General features: G+C 69.4%; 2 protein-coding genes. Both read left to right on the top strand.

From position 1 onward, the window contains the following. The first annotated feature begins 26 nt into the window (after positions 1 to 26). On the top strand, positions 27 to 14,471 hold the full coding sequence (locus JWQ81_RS04395) for a type I polyketide synthase (RefSeq protein WP_297537738.1): 14,445 nt from the start codon (positions 27 to 29) through the stop codon (positions 14,469 to 14,471). A gap of 21 nt (positions 14,472 to 14,492) precedes the next feature. Then, positions 14,493 to 20,523, top strand: a 6,031-nt coding sequence (locus JWQ81_RS04400; RefSeq protein ID WP_297537740.1) for a type I polyketide synthase, incomplete at its 3' end; no start/stop codon positions are given.

A 20,523-nucleotide genomic window follows, 5' to 3' on the forward strand; every position in this document is an offset into this window, starting at 1 on the left:
CTGGTGCCGCGGAACTTGTCGCCGAGTTGGACGCACAGGTGGACGTCGTGGCCTGTGACGTGTCCGATCGGGATGCTGTGGCGGCTTTGATTGGCGGGCTTGACCGTCCGTTGACCGGCGTGGTGCACGCGGCGGGTGTCGGTGACAATGCTCTGGTCGGCGCGTTGACGCCGGAACGGTTCGACGCGGTGTTCGCGCCGAAGGCGGATGCCGCTTGGTATTTGCACGAACTCACCCGCGAGATGGATCTCGCCGCGTTTGTGATGTTCTCCTCCGCGGGTGGGCTCGTGTTGACGGCTGGACAGGCGAATTACGCGGCCGCGAACGTGTTCCTCGATGGTCTGGCCGCTCACCGCCAGGCCGAGGGGCTTCCCGCGACCGCGATGGCGTTCGCACTCTGGGACGTCGGCTCGGGGCTGGGCCAGGAACTCACTGAGGTCGACCGCGCACGCATGACCACCCAGGGGCTTCCGGTGTTGTCCCATGAGGCCGGCTTGGCGATGTTCGCCACCGCGCTCGACTCGACTCGGTCGACGGTGGTGCCGATCAAGGTCGACACCCAGGCACTACGGGCCCGCACCGACGACATTCCGGCGCTGCTGCGCAATTTCGTCCCACAGACCAGGCGCACCGCGGCGGGACCGGTCGGGTCACCGGCGGCCGACAACCTCGCCCGCCGGCTGTCCGCGCTGGACCACGGCGAGCGGACCGAGGCGCTGCTGGAACTGGTGCGCGGCCAGGTCGCAGTGGTGCTGGGCCACAAGAGCGCGGCCGAGGTCGACCCCGACCGAGCATTCCGAGACCTCGGGTTCGACTCGCTGGCCGCCGTCGAGCTGCGCAACCAGGTGAGCACCGCGACCGGGTTGCGACTGCCCGCGACGTTGGTCTTCGACTACCCGACGTCGGCGGGGCTGGCCGGATACCTGCTGGACGAACTGTTCGGGTCGGATGCCCAGATCGCGACGCGGACGTCTTCACCGCTGTCGACCACAGACGATCCGATCGTGATCGTCGGGATGTCGTGCCGGTTCCCCGGCGGGGTGAGCACGCCAGAGGAACTGTGGCAGTTGGTCCTAGACGGCACGGACGCGATCTCGGACTTCCCCAGCGACCGAGGCTGGGACGTCGAGTCCCTCTACAATCCGGATCCCGATCAGGCGGGCACTTCATACACCCGCTCCGGTGGCTTCCTGCACAACGCCCCCGAGTTCGATCCCGCGTTCTTCGGCATGAGCCCGCGTGAGGCGCTGGCCACCGACTCCCAGCAGCGCCTGCTGCTGGAGACGACGTGGGAGGCGCTGGAGCGGGCCGGGATCGACCCGGCGACGTTGCGTGGCAGTCAGACCGGCGTGTTCACCGGGATCATGTACAACGACTACCACCTGCTGCTCGGCGGCGATTTCGAAGGCGCCAACATCACCGGAAGCTCGCCCAGCGTGGCGTCCGGCCGCATCGCCTACACCTTCGGGCTGGAAGGCCCGGCGATGACCGTCGACACGGCGTGCTCCTCGTCGTTGGTCACCCTGCACCTTGCCGCGCAGGCATTGCGCCAGGGCGAGTGCGATCTGGCGCTGGCCGGTGGGGTGAGCGTGATGTCGACTCCGCGCACCTTCGTGGAGTTCTCACGGCAGCGGGCACTTTCGGCGGACGGCCGGTGCAAGGCGTTCTCGGACACCGCCGACGGCACCGGCTGGTCGGAAGGTGCTGGTCTCCTTGTGTTGGAGCGTCTTTCGGATGCTCGCCGCAACGGGCACGATGTGCTCGCCGTGGTCCGGGGCAGCGCGATCAACCAGGATGGCGCGTCGAATGGTTTGACCGCGCCGAATGGTCCGTCGCAGCAGCGGGTCATCCGTCAGGCGTTGGCGAGTGCCGGTCTTTCACCATCCGATGTGGACGCGGTCGAGGCGCATGGCACGGGTACGACCCTCGGTGACCCGATCGAGGCGCAGGCGCTGCTGGCGACCTACGGCCAGGACCGTGAAACGCCACTGTTGCTGGGTTCGGTGAAGTCGAACATCGGCCACACGCAGGCGGCCGCGGGTGTCGCGGGTGTGATCAAGATGGTCATGGCGTTGCGGCACGGGACCTTGCCGCCGACGTTGCATGTGGACACCCCCTCGTCGCATGTGGACTGGTCCGCGGGCTCGCTCGAACTGCTCACCGAACGGACCGCGTGGCCCGAGGTCAACCGTCCGCGACGCGCCGGCGTGTCGTCCTTCGGCGTGAGCGGTACCAACGCGCACGTGATCCTCGAACAGGCCGAGTTGGTGGAGCCGGAGCCGGATATCTCGTTCGACGGGGTTCTGCCCTTCGTGTTGTCGGCCAGGTCGTCGGCGGGGCTGGGAGCGCAGGCTGAGCGTCTGACGTCCGTCCTCGACGGACAATCGCCTGCCGACATCGTTTACTCGCTGGTGAATTCGCGGGCGGTGTTCGAGCACCGTGCTGTCGTGTTGGGCTCCAGGCTGGATGAGCTGGCGCGAGGACTGGAAGCACTTGCCGGGGATCATTCGGACGTCGTGTCCGGAGTCGCTCGTCCGGTGGGCAAGACGGTGTTCGTTTTCCCGGGACAGGGTTCGCAGTGGGCCGGCATGGGCTGTGAGCTGCTGGATTCCTCACCGGCGTTCGCCGCACGAATGCGGGAGTGCGCCGAAGGCCTCGCGCCGTTCGTCGACTGGTCACTGCTCGACGTGCTGCGCGGTGTGGAAGGCGCGCCGTCGCTGGAGCGCGTCGACGTGGTTCAGCCGGCGCTCTGGGCGATGATGGTGTCGCTGGCCGAGGTCTGGCGCTCGGCAGGGGTCGTACCCGCCGCGGTGGTGGGCCATTCCCAGGGTGAGATCGCCGCGGCGACCGCAATCGGAGCGCTGAGCGTCTCCGACGGTGCGCGTGTGGTGGCCTTGCGCAGTATCGCGGTGGCGGACTCACTGGCCGGTCTCGGTGGCATGGTGTCGGTCGCCCTGCCGGTGGAGCAGGTCCGTAGCCTTCTGGACGATCGCGCGAGCATCGCGGCGGTCAACGGGCCACGGTCCACAGTGGTCTCCGGTGAGCCCGCCGCTCTCGATGAACTGATGGCCCAGCTGGAAACCGAAGGCGTCCGCGCACGACGTATCCCGGTGGACTACGCGTCGCACTCGGCACAGGTCGAGCTGATCCGCGACCGTGTGCTGGCCGAACTTGCCCCGATCTCGCCGCGCAGCGTGGGAGTTCCGTTCTACTCGACGGTGACCGGTCAAGTGATCGACACCGCCGGCCTTGACGCGGACTACTGGTACACGAACCTGCGCCAGACGGTGGAGTTCGAAAAGACCACCCGCGCGCTGATCGACGACGGGTACGGCGTGTTCGTCGAGCCGAGCGCCCACCCGGCGCTGATGGTCGGTGTTGAGCAGACGATGGAGGACACCGGTACCGAAGGCGTCGTGCTGGGTTCGCTGCGTCGGGGCGAGGGCAGTTGGTCCCAGCTGCTGACCTCGATCGCGACGGCGTTCGTACAGGGCGTGAAGGTCGACTGGGCTTCGATGCTCGCGGGTGGCCGTCGGGTGGATCTGCCGACGTACGCGTTCCAGCGGCAGCGTTTCTGGCCGCAGTCGGTGGAGCCGGTGACGGTGTCGACCGGTCCGGTGGATGCGGAGTTCTGGGATCTGGTCGACGCGGGCGACCTGGGCACCGCGCTGGACCTCGACTCCACCACGGCGGCCACGGTGGTGCCGGCGTTGTCCTCCTGGCGTGACCGCCGCCGATCACAGTCCACTGTGGATTCCTGGCGGTACTGCGAGAACTGGAAGCCGCTGACCGTTTCGGGTGCGCTGTCCGGGACTTGGCTCGTCGCCGTACCGGTCGACGCGGACGAGTGGGTCTCGTCGGTGGTCGCGGGACTGGGCCCGGACGTGGTGCGGGTCGAGGTGGCCACGGAGATCGACCGCGCCGAACTCGCCGCCCTGTCCGCCGGTGTCGAGGGCATCGTGTCGCTGCTCGATCTGACAGGTTCCATGGCACTGGTCGAAGCACTGGGTGACACCGGAGTCGAGGCGCCATTGTGGTGCCTGACCAGTGGCGCTGTGTCGGTCGGGCAGTCCGACCGCGTGACCGCGCCGGACCAAGCGGCGCTGTGGGGCTGGGGCGCGGTCACGGCGCCGGCGTCGCCGGGCCGCTGGGGTGGTCTCGTGGACCTGCCCGCGGTGTTCGACGACCGGGCCGCGCAACGCCTGGTGGCCGTGCTGGGTGGTGACGAGGACCAGGTCGCGCTTCGGTCATCGGGTGTCTTCGGCCGTCGGTTGGTGCATGCCCCGTCGACCGGCGAGCACGCCGGAACATGGCAGGCGCGCGGCACGGTTCTGATCACCGGTGACCTCGACGGGCGATTGGCCCGGTGGGCGTTGGACCGCGGCGCCGAACACGTGGTCCTGACCAGCGAACTCGATCCTGACACACGTACGGCGTTGGGGGAGCGGGTGACCGTCGCGCCCTGCGATATCGCCGACCGCGATGGACTCGCCGACCTACTCACGCGGTACCGGCTGAGCGCTGTCGTGCACGCCGCCGGACTCGCCGACGACGAGTTCGCCCGGGTCACGGCCGCTGGGTGGAACCTGCACGATCTCACCTTGGAGCACGAGCTCGACGCGTTCGTCCTGTTCTCCTCTGGCAATTCCTGGAGTGGAGGCGCCGGGGCCAGCGCGTTCCTCGACGGCCTTGCCCACTACCGACGCGGACGCGGCCTGGTCGCCACGTCGCTCACCTGGGGCTCCTGGACGAGCGCCGATCCCGAGACGGCGGAGCAGCTGCGCCGGCGCGGTGTGCTGCCGATGGAGCCAGAGCTGGCGATCACCGCGCTGCAGCGCGCACTCGAGGACGGCCAGACCACACTTACGCTGACCAACACCGACTGGAAACGGTTCGCACCCGCCTTCGCGGCCGCGCGGCGCAGCCCGCTGCTGTCCGAGATCCCCGAGGTGCGGCTCGCCCTGGCCGATCCGGCGATCACGGAAGGCGACGAGGTCGCCGAATCCGGCTTCAAGCAGCGCGTCGCGGCCTTGTCGGAAGTCGAACGCGATCGTGCGCTGCTCGATCTCGTCCTCGGCGGGGCCGCCGCGACACTCGGCTACGAGACGGCGGACACCCTTCCGGCCGGCTTGGCCTTCCGCGATCTCGGCTTCGACTCGGTCAGCGCGGTCGATATGCGCAACCGGCTCCGGAAGACCACTGGCCTGTCCCTGCCCGCGACGCTGGTGTTCGACTACCCGACGCCGCACGTTTTGGCCGGCCACCTGCGCGAGGAACTCTTCGGCGCCGAAGCGGGCGCGCTCGTCCCGGCGCGGGTCGATACCCCCGCCGACGACGACCCGATCGTGATCGTCGGCATGGCCTGCCGCTATCCAGGCGGGGTCACCTCGCCGGAAGAACTGTGGCAACTCGTCGCCGAAGGACGCGACGCGATTTCCGGTTTCCCCGCCGACCGTGGCTGGAACCTGGACGCGGTCACCAGCGCCACCTACGAAGGCGGTTTCCTGCCCGGCCTCGCGGAGTTCGACGCGGAGTTCTTCGGCATCTCACCCCGCGAGGCGGTGTCGATGGATCCGCAGCAGCGGTTGCTGTTGGAGACCTCCTGGGAGGCCGTCGAACGAGCGGGCATCGCACCGAGTTCGCTGCGTGGCAGCCAGACCGGCGTGTACATGGGCACCAACGGGCAGGACTACTCCGATCTCAAGGTGAACGCCGGGGACCGCGCTGACGTCTACGCCGTCACCTCGACCGTGGCGAGCGTGCTTGCCGGGAGGATCTCGTACACGGCCGGTCTCGAAGGCCCGGCGGTCGCGGTGGACACGGCGTGTTCCTCGTCCCTGGTGGCAATCCACTTGGCCGCGCAGGCATTGCGCGCCGGAGAGTGCGATCTCGCGCTTACCGGTGGCGTGTCGGTGATGTCGACTCCCGGCGCGTTCGCCGCGTTCACCGCGCAGGGCGGTCTCGCGCCGAACGGGCGGTGCAAGGCGTTCTCCGACGACGCTGACGGCACCGGTTGGTCCGAGGGCGTTGGCGTCGTGGTGTTGGAGCGGCTCTCGGATGCGAAGCGGAACGGGCACCAGGTGCTCGCGGTTGTCCGTGGCAGCGCGGTGAACCAGGATGGCGCGTCGAACGGCCTGACCGCGCCGAACGGCCCGTCGCAGCAGCGCGTGATTCGCCAGGCACTGGCCGGCGGCGGCCTCGTACCGTCCGATGTGGACGCTGTGGAGGCGCACGGCACCGGAACCCGGCTTGGCGACCCGATCGAAGCCCAGGCGCTGCTGGCGACCTACGGCCAGGACCGGGCGACCCCGCTGCTGCTGGGGTCGATCAAGTCGAACATCGGTCACCCGCAGGCGGCCGCCGGTGTGGCGGGCGTGATCAAGATGGTGATGGCGTTGCGCCACGGGGTGCTGCCGAAGTCCCTGCACGTGGGTACTCCGTCGTCGAACGTGGACTGGGAGTCCGGGGCGATCGAGCTGCTGACCGATTCGACTGAATGGCCGGACAGTGGTCGCGCCCGTCGCGCGGGTGTCTCGTCCTTCGGTGTGAGCGGGACCAACGCGCACATGATCCTCGAGCAGGCGCCCGAGGGCGAGCAGGTCGAGGAGCTTCAGCTGGTGCGGCCCACGGTCGTGCCGTGGGTCGTGTCCGGCCGGTCCGCCGCGGCGTTGGACGCGCAGGTGGAGCGAGTCCGCACCTTCACCCACCTCAACGCCGGGCTGGACCCGGTCGACGTCGGCTACTCGCTGGCCACTACCCGGTCGCCGTACGAGCACCGGGCGGTGTTGCTGGCCGGCGACGACTTGCCCGAGATCGCCAGGGGCGTACGAGCACAGTCGAGGCTGGCGGTGCTGTTCTCCGGCCAGGGCAGCCAGCGGATCGGCATGGGCCGCGAGCTCTACGCCCGGTTCCCGGTGTTCGCCGACGCGCTCGACGCGGTGCTGGCCCAGCTCGACGGGCACCTGGACATCCCGCTGCGGGAGGTGATGTGGGGCGAGGATCAGGAGCTGCTGAACGAGACCGGCTGGACGCAGCCTGCGCTGTTCGCGATCGAGGTCGCGCTGTTCCGGCTGGTCGAGGCCTCGGGCCTCCGGCCGGACTACGTCGGCGGGCACTCGATCGGTGAGATCGCGGCCGCTCATGTCGCGGGCGTGTTCTCGCTGGAAGACGCCTGCGCGCTGGTCGCGGCACGTGGCCGGTTGATGCAGGCGCTGCCCATCGAGGGCGCGATGATGGCGATCCAGGCCACTGAGGACGAGGTCGTGGCGCTGCTGGGCGAAGGGGTCTCCATCGCCGCGATCAACGAGCCGTCGGCCGTGGTGGTCTCCGGTGACCAGAACGCCGCGACGCAGATCGCCGCCCACTTCGCGGCCGCCGATCGCAAGACTAAGCGTTTGCCAGTGAGCCATGCGTTTCACTCTCCGTTGATGGAGCCGATGCTGGCCGAGTTCCGGACGGTGGTGAAAAGCTTGTCGTTGACCGAACCTCGGATTCCCGTCGTGTCGAACCTGACCGGCGAGCTCGCGACCGACGAACAGCTGTGTTCGCCCGAGTACTGGGTGCGACACGTCCGTGAGGCCGTGCGCTTTGCCGACGGCATCCAGACGCTGGTCGGCGAGCGGGTGGGCGCGTTTCTCGAGCTCGGACCGGACGGGGTGCTCTCGGCGATGATCGCCGGGTCCGCAGCCGAGCAGGCCCTTGCCGTACCAGCACTGCGCAAGGACCGCGGCGAGGAAACGGCGCTGGTGACGGCGTTGGCGCGGTTGTACGTGCGCGGTGTTTCCGTCGACTGGGCGCCGATCTTCGCCGGAACGGGCGCCCACGGCATCGACCTGCCGACGTACGCCTTCCAGCACCAGCGGTTCTGGCCGGAGGCGGCCGAGACCGCGGTCCCGGCCGCGACCGGCGCGGTCGACGGCGCGTTCTGGAGCCTGGTCGAGGACGGGAATCTGGAGTCACTCGCCGCCGAACTGAACGCCGACACAGCCTCGCTGAGTGAGGTCTTGCCCGCGCTCTCGTCGTGGCGCAACCGCCGCCGCGAACAATCCACCATGGACTCTTGGCGGTATCGGGAGGCCTGGAAGCCGGTCAGCGGGATCACTTCGGGCGTGCTGTCCGGCACCTGGCTGGTCGTCGTTCCGGCCGAGCTGGCGGCGGACGAGTGGGTCGTATCCGCCGTGGCGGCACTGGGGCCGGATACGCTGCGGATCGACGTCGGGACAGCCGACCGCGCCGAAGTTTCCGAGCAGCTCAGTGGGTTTGATGGCCTGGCAGGTGTGGTCTCTCTGCTGGCACTGGACGAGTCCACGGAGCTGTCCGGGGTTGTGCGCACCATGGTTCTGGTGCAGGCGCTCGGCGATGCCGGTATCGCGGCTCCGCTGTGGGCGGCCACCAGGTGCGCGGTGTCCGCGACCAGCACTGATCCCGTCGTCAGTCCGGGACAGTCGGGTGTCTGGGGCCTTGGCCGGGTTGCCGCGCTGGAACTTCCGCAGCGCTGGGGCGGCCTGATCGATCTGCCCGAGGTACTGGACGACCAGTCGGCGCACCTGTTCGTGGACGTGCTCGCCGGACAGACCGATGAAGACCAGGTCGCGGTCCGGTCCGCCGGCGTGTTCGGGCGCAGGCTGGTTCCCGCGCCCCGGAAGAAGTCGGCGGAGTGGACGCCGTCGGGAACCGTACTGATCACTGGTGGCACCGGCGCGCTCGGCGCCGGCGTGGCTCGTGATCTCGCTCTCCGTGGTGCCGAACGGCTGGTGCTCGCCAGCCGTCGTGGACCTGATGCTCCCGGCGCTGCCGAGCTGCGTACGGAACTGATCGGTCTCGGGGTCGAAGTGGACGTGGTGGCTTGTGACGTCGCGGACCGCGTCGGCGTCAGCGCCCTTCTTGCCGCTTTGCCTCAGCTCACCGCCATCGTCCACACCGCGGGCGTGCTCGACGACGGGATGTTGGAAGGACTGACGCCGCAGCGGTTTGCCGAGGTCTTCCGGTCGAAGGTGACCTCGGCGGCGGTGCTCGACGAGCTCACCCGCGACCTCGACCTGTCGGCCTTCGTGCTCTTCTCCTCGATGGCGGCCGCGGTCGGCAACCCTGGCCAAGCGAACTACGCGGCGGCCAACGCCGTGTTGGACGGGCTGGCACAGCGACGCCGTGCGCTCGGCCTCGCGGCCACGTCGATCGCTTGGGGCGCTTGGGCCGGTGACGGCATGGCCGCCGGAGCCGGGATGCACGAGGGCGCCGCCGCGATGACGCCGGAACTGGCCGTCGCGGTCCTGCGACAGGTCGCCGCGGAGCCCGCGGCGACGATCGTCGTGGCGCACTTGCAGGAACCCCGGCTGCTGACCGCGCTCCTCGGCGTGCGGCCCAGCCCGCTGCTGGCGGAGCTGCCGGAAGCGCGACGGGTGTCGGCGGCGGTTGAGGCCGCACGCCACGAAACCGCGTCGAGTGCGTCCGCGCTGCAACAGCGACTCCACGGCCTGTCGGCGACTGACCAGATCGACGTAGCGCTCGACCTGGTCTGCGCTCAGGTCGCGTCGGTACTGGGATACTCCGGAGCCACGGCGGTCGGCGTGGACAAGGCATTCCGTGATCTCGGGTTCGACTCGCTCACGGCGGTGGAACTACGCAACCAGCTTGGCGCCGCGACCGGGCTGGTGCTACCCGCGAGCGTCGTCTTCGACTACCCGACGCCGAGGGTCCTGACCGAATTCCTGCTCGCGGAACTGCTGGGCACCCAGGACGATCTCGTCACCACCGCGAGCGGCGGCCTGATCGATGAGCCCGTCGCGATCGTCGGCATGGCCTGCCAGTTCGCCGGGGACGTCCGTTCGCCGGAGGACCTGTGGGAGCTCCTGATCAACGGCAGGGACGCGATGACTTCGTTCCCCGCCGACCGCGACTGGGACCTCGACGCGCTGATCGCCGGGAGCGCGACCGCCGAGGCCGGCTTCATCAGCGGACAGGCCGAATTCGACCCGCTGTTCTTCGGTATCTCACCGCGTGAAGCACTCGTCATGGACCCGCAGCAGCGGTTGCTGCTCGAGTCGTCGTGGGAGGCGTTCGAGCGTGCCGGGATCGATCCGGCGTCTCTGCGCGGAAGCCAGACCGGCGTGTTCGTCGGCACCAACGGCCAGGACTACGCCGGTCTGCTGCTCGATGCCGGGCAGGACAACGAAAGCCACGTTCTGACCGGCCTTGCCGCCAGCGTCATCTCCGGCCGGCTTTCTTACACCTTCGGGCTCGAAGGCCCGGCGATGACGGTCGACACCGCGTGTTCGGCGTCCCTGGTGGCACTACACCTCGCGACGCAGGCACTGCGTCAGGGCGAGTGCTCGCTGGCGTTGGCCGGTGGTGCGACGATCATGGCCACCCCACGCTCCTTCTTCATGCTCACGCAGCAGGGCGGTTTGGCGAGCGACGGCCGGTGCAAGGCGTTCGCTGACGCCGCTGACGGCACCGGCTGGGGCGAGGGTGTCGGCATGTTGGTGCTGGAGCGGCTGTCGGACGCGCAGCGCAACGGGCACGAGATCCTCGCCGTGGTCCGTGGCAGTGCGATCAACCAGGATGGCGCGTCGAACGGGTTGACCGCGCCGAACGGTCCCTCGCAGCAGCGGGTGATCCGCCAGGCGTTGGCCAATGCCGGACTGTCCCCGTCCGATGTGGACGCTGTCGAGGCGCACGGCACCGGTACCAAGCTGGGTGACCCGATCGAGGCGCAGGCGCTGCTGGCGACCTACGGCCAGGACCGGGAGCGGCCGCTGCTGCTCGGTTCGGTGAAGTCGAACATCGGGCACACACAGGCGGCCGCCGGTGTCGCCGGGGTGATCAAGATGGTGCTGGCGCTGCGGAACGGCACGCTGCCGCAGACACTGCACGTGGACGCTCCGTCGTCGCATGTGGACTGGTCGACGGGATCGCTGGAACTGCTGAGGAAGACGACGACCTGGCCCGACAGTGGGCGCGCCCGTCGGGCCGGTGTGTCGTCGTTCGGCCTGAGCGGTACCAACGTGCACGTCGTCCTCGAACAGGCGCCTGCCACCGAGCCCGTCGAACAGGGGCAGATCGTCGAGCCGCCGGTCATCCCCTTGGTGCTGTCCAGCCGGTCGGCAACGGGACTGCAAGGCCAGGCTGAGCTGTTGTCGCCGGTGCTGGACGGACAGCCGCCGACGGACGTCGGCTTCTCGCTGCTCTCCGCACGCTCGTTGTTCGAGCACCGCGCTGTCGTCCTCGGCGCCGGTCACGAAGATCTGTCGCTGGGTTTGGCCGCGCTGGCCGGTGACCGGTCAGCCACGAACGTGGTCACCGGTGTCGCGGGGCCGGTCGGGAAGACGGTGTTCGTGTTCCCCGGCCAGGGTTCGCAGTGGATCGGCATGGGCCGCGAACTGCTCGACACCTCCGCCGTGTTCGCGGCGAAGGTGGACGAGTGCGCCGAGGCACTGGCGCCGTTCATCGACTGGTCGCTGCACGATGTGCTCCGCGGGGTCGAGGGTTCGGCACCGCTGAGCCGGGTCGAGGTCGTGCAGCCCGCGCTGTGGGCCATGAACGTGGCGCTGGCCGAGGTATGGCGCTCAATGGGCGTCGAGCCCGCCGCGGTCATCGGACATTCCCAGGGTGAGATCGCCGCCGCGACGGCCGTAGGTGGACTGAGTCTCGTGGACGGTGCCCGTGTCGTCGCGCTGCGCAGCCAGATCGCGTCGGTGACGCTGGACGGCGTCGGCAGCATGGTGTCGGTGGCGCTGCCGTTCGAGGAGATCAGCGCCCGGATCGGGAAATGGGACGGCCTTGCGGTCGCGGCTGTGAACAGCCCGCATTCCACGGCCGTCGCGGGTGAGCTGCCCGAGCTCGAGGAGCTGCTGGCGGAGCTGACAGCCGAGGGTATTCGGTGCAAGCAGATCCCGGCGGCCTTCGCCTCGCACTCGGCGCATGTCGAGGTCATCCGCGACCGCGTCCTCGCGGCCTTGGCTCCGCTCGAACCCCGCAGTGCCGACGTCCCGTTCTACTCGACGGTGACCGGCGGGGTGTTCGACACCGCGGGGATGGACGCCGAGTACTGGTACCAGAACATGCGCCATCCGGTCGAGTTCGAGAAGACCACGCACGTGCTGGTCGAGGATGGGCACCGCGTGTTCATCGAGCTGAGTGCGCACCCCGTGTTGCCGGTGGCCCTTGAACAGACGTTGGAGGCTGTCGGGGTCGAGGGCGTCGTCCTGAGTTCGCTGCGTCGCGACGAAGGCAGCTGGACGAAGATGCTCTCGGCGGTGGCGGGAGCGTTCGTGCGGGGCGTCTCGGTCGATTGGGCTTCGATGCTGCAGGGTGGACGGCGGGTGGATCTGCCGACGTACGCGTTCCAGCATCAGCGTTTCTGGCCGAAGCCGCTGGAGCGGGTGACGGTGTCGGCCGATCCGGTGGACGCGGCGTTCTGGAGTCTCGTCGACGGTGGTGACCTGGCTTCGGCACTGGATCTGGACTCCGGGACCGCGGCCGCGTTGGTACCGGCACTGTCCTCCTGGCGGGACCGCCGGCGCACGGAGTCCACTATGGACTCTTGGCGCTACCGGGATTCCTGGATTCCCCTACCCACCAAGGCCACGTCGTTACCGGGCACCTGGTTGGTGGCCACGCCGGAAGGCGCGGTCGACTGGGTGTCGACGGTAGTGGCCGGGCTGGGCGTGAATACCGTCCGGGTCGAGGTGGCCGCGGACGCCGACCGGATCGGACTCGCGGTAGAACTCGCGGGGTTGACCGATATCGCGGGTGTCGTGTCGTTGCTGGGGGTCGCGGCCGGCCTCGACGGCGCCGTCCCGGTGGGTCTGGCGTCGTCGGTCGTGCTCGTCCAGGCTCTCGGCGATGCGGGGATCACCGCGCCGGTGTGGAGCCTGACCCGCGGTGCCGTATCGGTCGGACAGTCCGACCACGTCGCGGCGCCGGACCAGACGGCGTTGTGGGGCTGGGGCCGGGTCGCGGCTCTGGAACTCCCACACCGTTGGGGTGGTCTGGTCGACCTGCCGGAGATGTTCGACGACGTGGCGGCGGAGCGGCTGGTCGCGGTGCTGGGCGGTGGCGAGGACCAGGTGGCGGTGCGGTCGTCGGGCGTCTTCGCTCGCCGATTGGTGCACGCGCCGGCCGTCGGCGACCAGGCAGGCACCTGGCAGGTCCGCGGCACGGTTCTGATCACCGGCGGAACCGGTGGTATCGGCGGATATCTCGCCCGTTGGGTGGTCGACCGTGGCGCCGAGCACGTGGTGCTCACCAGCCGACGCGGCCTTGACGCGCCGGGAGCCGCCGAACAGCGGGCCGAACTGGAAGCGTTGGGCGCGCGGGTCACGATCGTGGCCTGCGATGCGGCCGACCGTGCCGCACTGGCGGGCGTGCTTGCCCAGATCCCGGACGAGTACCCGCTGACGGCCGTCGTGCACGCGGCGGGCGTCGGCACGGGCGACGCGCCCGTCGAGTCGATCACGGCCGACCAGCTGGACGGGCTCATGCGCGCCAAGCTGACCGCGGGTTGGAACCTGCACGAGCTTACGCAGGACCTCGACCTCGACGCCTTCGTGGTGTTTTCCTCGGGTGCGGCCAGTTGGGGCAGCGGCGGCCAGTGCGGCTACGCGGCGGCCAACGCCTTCGTGGAGGGCCTGGCACAGTTCCGCCGGGCTCGCGGCCAGGTCGCGACGTCGATCGCGTGGGGCGGCTGGGCCGAGGTGGGCATGGCCGCCGCCCATTCGGATGTCCTTGACCACCTGGTCAAGCGCGGGGTGCTGGTGATGGATCCGAACCTGGCGATCTCCGTGCTGCAAAGGGCTCTTGAGGCCGACCAGAGCGGCCTCACGGTGACCAACACGGACTGGGAACGCTTCGCGCCGGCCTTCACCGCGGCGCGGCCGAGCCCGCTGCTGTCGGATCTCCCCGAGGTCCGGTTGGCGCTGGCGGGTCCGGCCGACTCGGGTGACTCCGATAGCGGCGAAACCGCGCTGACCCGGCGCCTCGCCGGATTGCCGGAAGTGGAATGCGTGCGCGTGCTGCTCGATCTGGTGCGAAGTGAAGCGGCCGTGACTCTCGGTTTCGAAGCCGCTGACGAACTGCCCGCGACCAAGGCCTTCCGCGATTTCGGCTTCGACTCCGTAACCGCGGTGGAGCTGCGCAACCGGCTCAAGGTAGCGACCGGTCTGGCACTCCCCGCCGCGTTGGTGTTCGACTACCCGACGCCCAGCGCGTTGGCGCAGTACCTGAGGGCGGAGCTGCTGCCGAACATTGCCTCGTCCGGTGGGAGCGACGACCCGGAGGCTCGGATCAGGGAAGTCCTCGCGGCGATCCCGGTCAGCCGCCTGCGCAAGGCCGGTCTGCTGGACATGGTGCTGCAGCTCGCCGACGACGACGGCGAGACATCCGCGCCAGTGTCCGAACAGACCTCGACCTCGATCGACGACATGGATGCCGCGAGTCTCCTGCGGCTGGCCACCGATGGCACCACGAACTGACGGCGAGCTAAGGACAGCGTGATGACTGATTCCGCGAACCAATATGTCGAAGCGCTGCGGTCCTCCCTGAAGGAGAACGACCAGCTGCGCCGTCAGAACGCGCGGCTGGTCGCCGCCGCGGCCGAGCCGATCGCCATCGTGGGCATCGGGTGCCGCTATCCAGGAGGGGTGAGCTCGCCGGAGGACCTGTGGCGGCTCGTCGCGGAAGGCCGCGACGCGATCGGCGGGTTCCCGACCGACCGCGGCTGGGACCTGGACACGCTGCTCAGCGCCACCCATGAGGGTGGCTTCCTGGCCGACGTGGCGGATTTCGACGCGGGCTTCTTCGGGATCTCGCCGCGCGAGGCGCTGGCGATGGACCCGCAGCAGCGCCTTGTGCTGGAGACCTCCTGGGAGGCACTGGAACGTGCGGGCATCGACCCGGTCTCCCTGCGGGGCAGCCAGACCGGCGTGTTCATCGGTACCACCGGGCAGGACTACGCGAGTCTGCTCGCGCGGTCGGGCGACGATACGGAGCTCTACTCGACCACCGCCGCCGTGGCGAGCGTGCTCTCCGGACGCGTCTCTTACACCGCCGGTCTCGAAGGCCCCGCGATCACGGTCGACACGGCCTGCTCGTCGTCGCTGGTGGCGATCCACCTGGCCGTGCAGGCTCTCCGGCAGGGCGAGTGTTCGTTGGCGCTGGCCGGCGGTGTCGCGGTCATGACGACGCCCACCGCTTTCTCGGCATTCACCGCCCAGGGCGGTCTGGCGGCGGACGGGCGATGCAAATCCTTCGCGCAGGCGGCCGACGGCACCGGCTGGTCAGAAGGCGCCGGCCTGCTGGTGCTGGAGCGGTTGTCGGACGCGCAGCGCAACGGGCACCCGATTCTCGCCGTGGTGCGTGGTTCCGCGGTGAACCAGGATGGCGCGTCGAACGGGTTGACCGCGCCGAACGGTCCCTCACAGCGTCGCGTGATCCGACAGGCGTTGGCCAATGCCGGACTTTCTCCGTCCGATGTGGACGCTGTCGAGGCGCATGGCACCGGTACCAAGCTGGGTGACCCGATCGAGGCGCAGGCGCTGCTCGCGACCTACGGCCAGGACCGGGCGACCCCGCTGCAGCTCGGGTCGGTCAAGTCGAATCTGGGGCACCCGCAGGGCGCCGCTGGTGTCGCGGGTGTCATCAAGATGGTGATGGCACTACGGAACGGCGTACTGCCCAAGACCCTGCACGTGGACGCGCCGTCGTCCAATGTGGAGTGGTCGCGGGGATCGATCGAGCTGCTGACCGAGCGGAAGGACTGGCCGCGCACGGACCATCCTCGCCGGGCGGGTGTCTCCGCGTTCGGCGTGAGCGGTACGAACGCCCACGTGATCCTCGAGCAGGCGCCACCAGCCGACGAGACGACCCTGGCGGACCCGGTTGTGCTGCCCGGTGTTGTGCCCTGGCTGGTTTCGGGTCGGACCGAGGAGGCCTTCGACTCCCAGTCCGCTCGTATTGAGTCCTTTGTGGAGCAGAACCCCGGGCTCGCTCCGCTGGACGTGGCTTTCTCCCTGGCCTCGTCGCGTTCCATGTTCGAGCACCGGGCAGTGTGGCTGCGGACCGCCGAGGGTGTTTCGGAGCTCGCTCGCGGTGTCGCCGTGGAGAGCTCGTTGGCGGTGTTGTTCTCGGGTCAGGGTTCGCAGCGGGTGGGGATGGGCCGGGAGCTGGCCGGCCGGTTCCCGGTGTTCGCTGAGGTTCTCGGCACCGTGCTCACGCAGTTGGGTGTTGAGCTGCCCGACGATCAGGAGTTGCTGAACGAGACCGGGGTGGCGCAGCCCGCGTTGTTCGCGCTTGAGGTCGCGCTCTACCGCCTGGTGGAGTCTTGGGGTGTCAAGCCGGACTTCGTTGCCGGGCATTCGGTGGGTGAGATCGCGGCCGCGCATGTGGCTGGTGTGTTGTCGTTGGAGGATGCCTGCGCTCTGGTGTCGGCGCGGGCTCGGTTGATGCAGGCGTTGCCGGCCGGTGGTGCGATGGTGGCGGTGCAGGCGACCGAGGCTGAGGTTCTGCCGCTGTTGAGTGATGGTGTGTCGATTGCCGCGATCAACGGGCCGACCTCGATCGTGTTGTCCGGCGTGGAAGACGAGGTCGTCGCGCTTGCGGGGCGGTGGAAGCACAAGCGGTTGGCGGTGTCGCACGCGTTTCATTCGTCGTTGATGGATCCAATGCTGGCTGAGTTCCGTGCGGTCGTCGAAGGGTTGTCGTTCGAGGCTCCGCGTATTCCGGTCGCGGCCTCGGGTGATGTCAGTTCGCCTGAGTTCTGGGTGCGGCATGTGCGGGATGCGGTCCGGTTCGCGGACTCGGTGAGCGCTTTGGTCGAGCAGGGTGTGACGGCGTTCCTGGAGTTGGGTCCGGACGGTGTGCTGTCGGCGATGGCGGCCGAATCCCTGCCGGTGGACGCTGTTGTGGTTCCGTTGTTGCGTAAGGATCGTGGTGACGAGCTGACCGCGGTCACGGCGTTGGCGCGCCTGCACGTGGCCGGGGTTCCGGTGGACTGGACCGCGCTGTTCGCGGGGACCGGCGCCTCTCGCGTTGACCTCCCGACGTACGCGTTCCAGCGCGAGCGATACTGGCCGTCCGTTGCCGTCGGGTCCGGCGACGTCCGCGCGGCCGGTCTCGGCTCCATGGATCATCCCCTGCTCGGCGCGGGCGTGGAACTCGCGGGTTCGGACGGCTACCTGTTCACCAGCCGCTTGTCGACGAGCTCGCACCCGTGGCTGGGCGACCATGTCGTGCTGGGCCGAGTGCTCCTGTCGGGCACGGCGTTCGTGGAGTTGGCGATCCGGGCGGGCGACGAGGTCGGCTGCGACCGGGTGGAGGAGCTGACCCTCGCGGCGCCGCTGGTCCTGCCCGAACACGGCGCGGTACAAGTACAGGTTTCGGTCGAGGCGCCGGACGAGACCGGTCGACGCGCGGTCAGCATCCACTCGCGGCTCGAAGGCTCGGGGGAGTTGTGGACCCAGCATGCCATCGGCGTGCTCACGTCCGGCGTCCAGAAGGAAACACTGCGGATCACGCCGTTCGATACCACGGTCTGGCCCCCTGAAGGTGCCGAACCGGTCGAGGTGGAGGGCTGCTACGAGCGGTTCGCTGAGGGTGGTTTCGAATACGGGCCGTCATTCCGGGGCTTGCGGGCGGTCTGGCTCAGCGGTGAAGAGGTCTTCGCCGAGGTCAGCCTGCCGGAAGGGGTCGACGCCGATACTTTCGGCGTGCACCCCGGGCTCCTTGACTCCTGCCTGCATGCCGCGGGTTTCGCCGACTTCGGCGCGATCAGCCGGGGCGGCCTGCCGTTCGCGTGGGAAGGCGTGTCGCTGCACGCCGCCGGCGCTTCGAGCGTGCGGGTGCGGTTGCGGCTGACCGGCGACTCGATCGCCATCGCGGTCGCCGACGCCGCCGGCTCGCCGGTGGCGTCGATCGAGTCGCTGGTGGTGCGGCCCGTCACGCCCGACCAGGTCGACGAGGTCGCCACTGCCGTGCGCGATTCGCTGTTCAGCGTCGGCTGGACGCCGGTCGCGGTGAGCCCGGACTCGGTCGAAGACGACCTGGTGCAGGTGGGCGCTCCCGAACTGGCCGCGCTGGCGGCCGGTGATCGTCCGGTGCCGAAGGTAGTCCTGTTCTCGGTGGCGGGCACGGGCGACGACGTGGTCGAGTCCACGCACGCCGTGGCGTCAGCCGTGCTGGGCGTGGTGCAGACGTGGCTTGGTGAGGAACGGTTCGCCGGGTCGCGGCTGGTGTTCGTGACCCAGGGCGTGGACCTGGCGGCGTCGGCCTTGCGGGGCCTCGTCGGCTCGGCGCAGTCGGAGAACCCCGGCCGGTTCGGTCTGCTCGAAGTCGAAGCCGAAACCTCGTCTGCGATGATCGCGCGCGCCTTGACGGTGGATGAGCCGCAGCTCGCGATCCGCGACGGTGAGGTGCTGGCCCCACGGCTGGCCCGCGTGGCGGTTCCGAGTGAACCGGTGGAGTGGGATCCCGACGGAACCGTGCTGATCACCGGCGGCACCGGGGGCTTGGGTGGAGTCCTGGCCCGGCACCTGGTCACCGAGCGGGGTGTGCGGAACCTGGTGCTGCTCAGCCGTCGCGGCCTCGCCGCGGACGGAGCTGAGGACCTGGTAGCCGAGCTGACGGAGACCGGCGCCGAGGTCACGGTGGTCGCCTGCGACGTGGCGGACCGAGCGGCGTTGGCGGAGGTGTTGTCGCGGCACGAGATTTCGGCTGTGGTGCACACCGCCGCCGTGCTCGACGACGGTGTGATCGGCTCGCTGACTCCCGCGCGGATGGACACCGTACTTCGGCCCAAGGTCGACGCGGCCTGGCATCTGCACGAGCTCACGAAGGATCTCAAGGTCTTCGCGGTGTACTCGTCCGCGGCAGCCACCTTCGGCGTCCCCGGACAGGGAAACTACGCGGCGGGCAATGCGTTCCTGGACGCGTTGATGCGCCACCGGCGCCTACTGGGTCTGCCGGGCGTGTCGCTCGCTTGGGGCGCTTGGGACCAGCAGGTCGGCCTGACCAGCACGATGACCGACGTGGACATGTCTCGGCTGGCTCGTTCGGGTATGCCGCCGATGTCGGTGGGGCAGGGGCTCGCGCTGTTCGACGCGGCACTCGGGTCCGACGAAGCCGTCGTGCTGCCGATGCGGCTAGACCTACCGGTGCTCCGTGCCCAGACTGAGGTTCCGCCACTGCTGCGTGGCCTTGTCCGCACGCGGTCACGCCGGTTGGTCGCCGGTTCGGACATGGCAGCCGGTCTCGTGCGGCAGTTGTCCGAGCTTGACGAGACCGCGCGTGCCGAGGCGCTGCTGGAGCTGGTGCGGGCTCAGGTCGCCGTGGTGCTCGGCCACTCCGGCGCCGAATCGGTTGATCCCGCACGGGCGTTCCAGGAGCTCGGGTTCGATTCGCTGACCGCCGTGGAGCTGCGCAACCGCGTGGGCACCGCGACCGGCCTGCGGCTGCCCGCGACGCTGGTGTTCGACTACCCGTCCTCGATCGTGCTGGCCGGGTACCTGCGTGACGAGCTGTTCGGTGCGGAAAGCCAGGCCGTGACGCGGCCGCGGCCCGTCGTCTCGACCGATGACGACCCGATCGTGATCGTCGGCATGGCGTGCCGTTACCCCGGTGGGGTCAGTTCGCCGGAGGACCTGTGGAACCTGGTGGTCAACGGCACCGACGCCATCTCCGGCTTCCCCGAAAACCGCGGCTGGGACCTGGCCGGCCTGTACCACCCGGACCCGGACCAGCCTGGCAAGACCCACGTCATGGAGGGCGGGTTCCTGCAGTCGGCAGGCGAGTTCGATCCGGACTTCTTCGGGATGTCCCCCCGTGAGGCGATGGCGACCGACTCCCAGCAGCGGCTGTTGCTGTCGGTCGCGTGGGAGGCGCTGGAGCGGTCCGGGATCGACCCGGTTTCGTTGCGCGGCAGCCCGACCGGCGTGTTCGCCGGCCTGATGTCCAACGACTACGGCTTCCTGCTCGAAGGCGACGATTTCGAAAGTTTCCGCGGAACGGCGAGCTCGCCGAGCGTGGCCACTGGGCGCATCGCCTACACCCTGGGACTTGAGGGCCCCGCGGTCACGATCGACACGGCGTGCTCGTCGTCGCTGGTAGGCATTCACCTTGCCGCGCAAGCACTCCGTCAGGGTGAGTGCTCGCTGGCGCTGGCCGGTGGGGTGACCGTCATGTCGACCCCGGCGCCGTTCGTGGTGTTTTCCCGGCAGCGCGGACTGGCTGCCGATGGCCGGTCGAAGTCCTTCTCCGACGCGGCGGACGGGGTCGCGTGGTCAGAAGGCGTCGGCCTGGTTGTGTTGGAGCGATTGTCCGACGCCCGCCGCAATGGCCATGAGGTGCTGGCCGTCGTGCGCGGCAGCGCGGTGAATCAGGATGGCGCGTCGAATGGTCTGACCGCTCCGAACGGTCCGTCGCAGCAGCGGGTCATCCGGCAGGCGCTGGCAGGCGCCGGTCTCGTGCCGTCCGATGTGGACGTTGTCGAGGCGCACGGCACGGGCACCACGCTGGGCGATCCGATTGAGGCGC

This window comes from Amycolatopsis sp. (assembly GCF_025464955.1).
In the GTDB taxonomy this organism is placed as follows: Bacteria; Actinomycetota; Actinomycetes; order Mycobacteriales; family Pseudonocardiaceae; genus Amycolatopsis.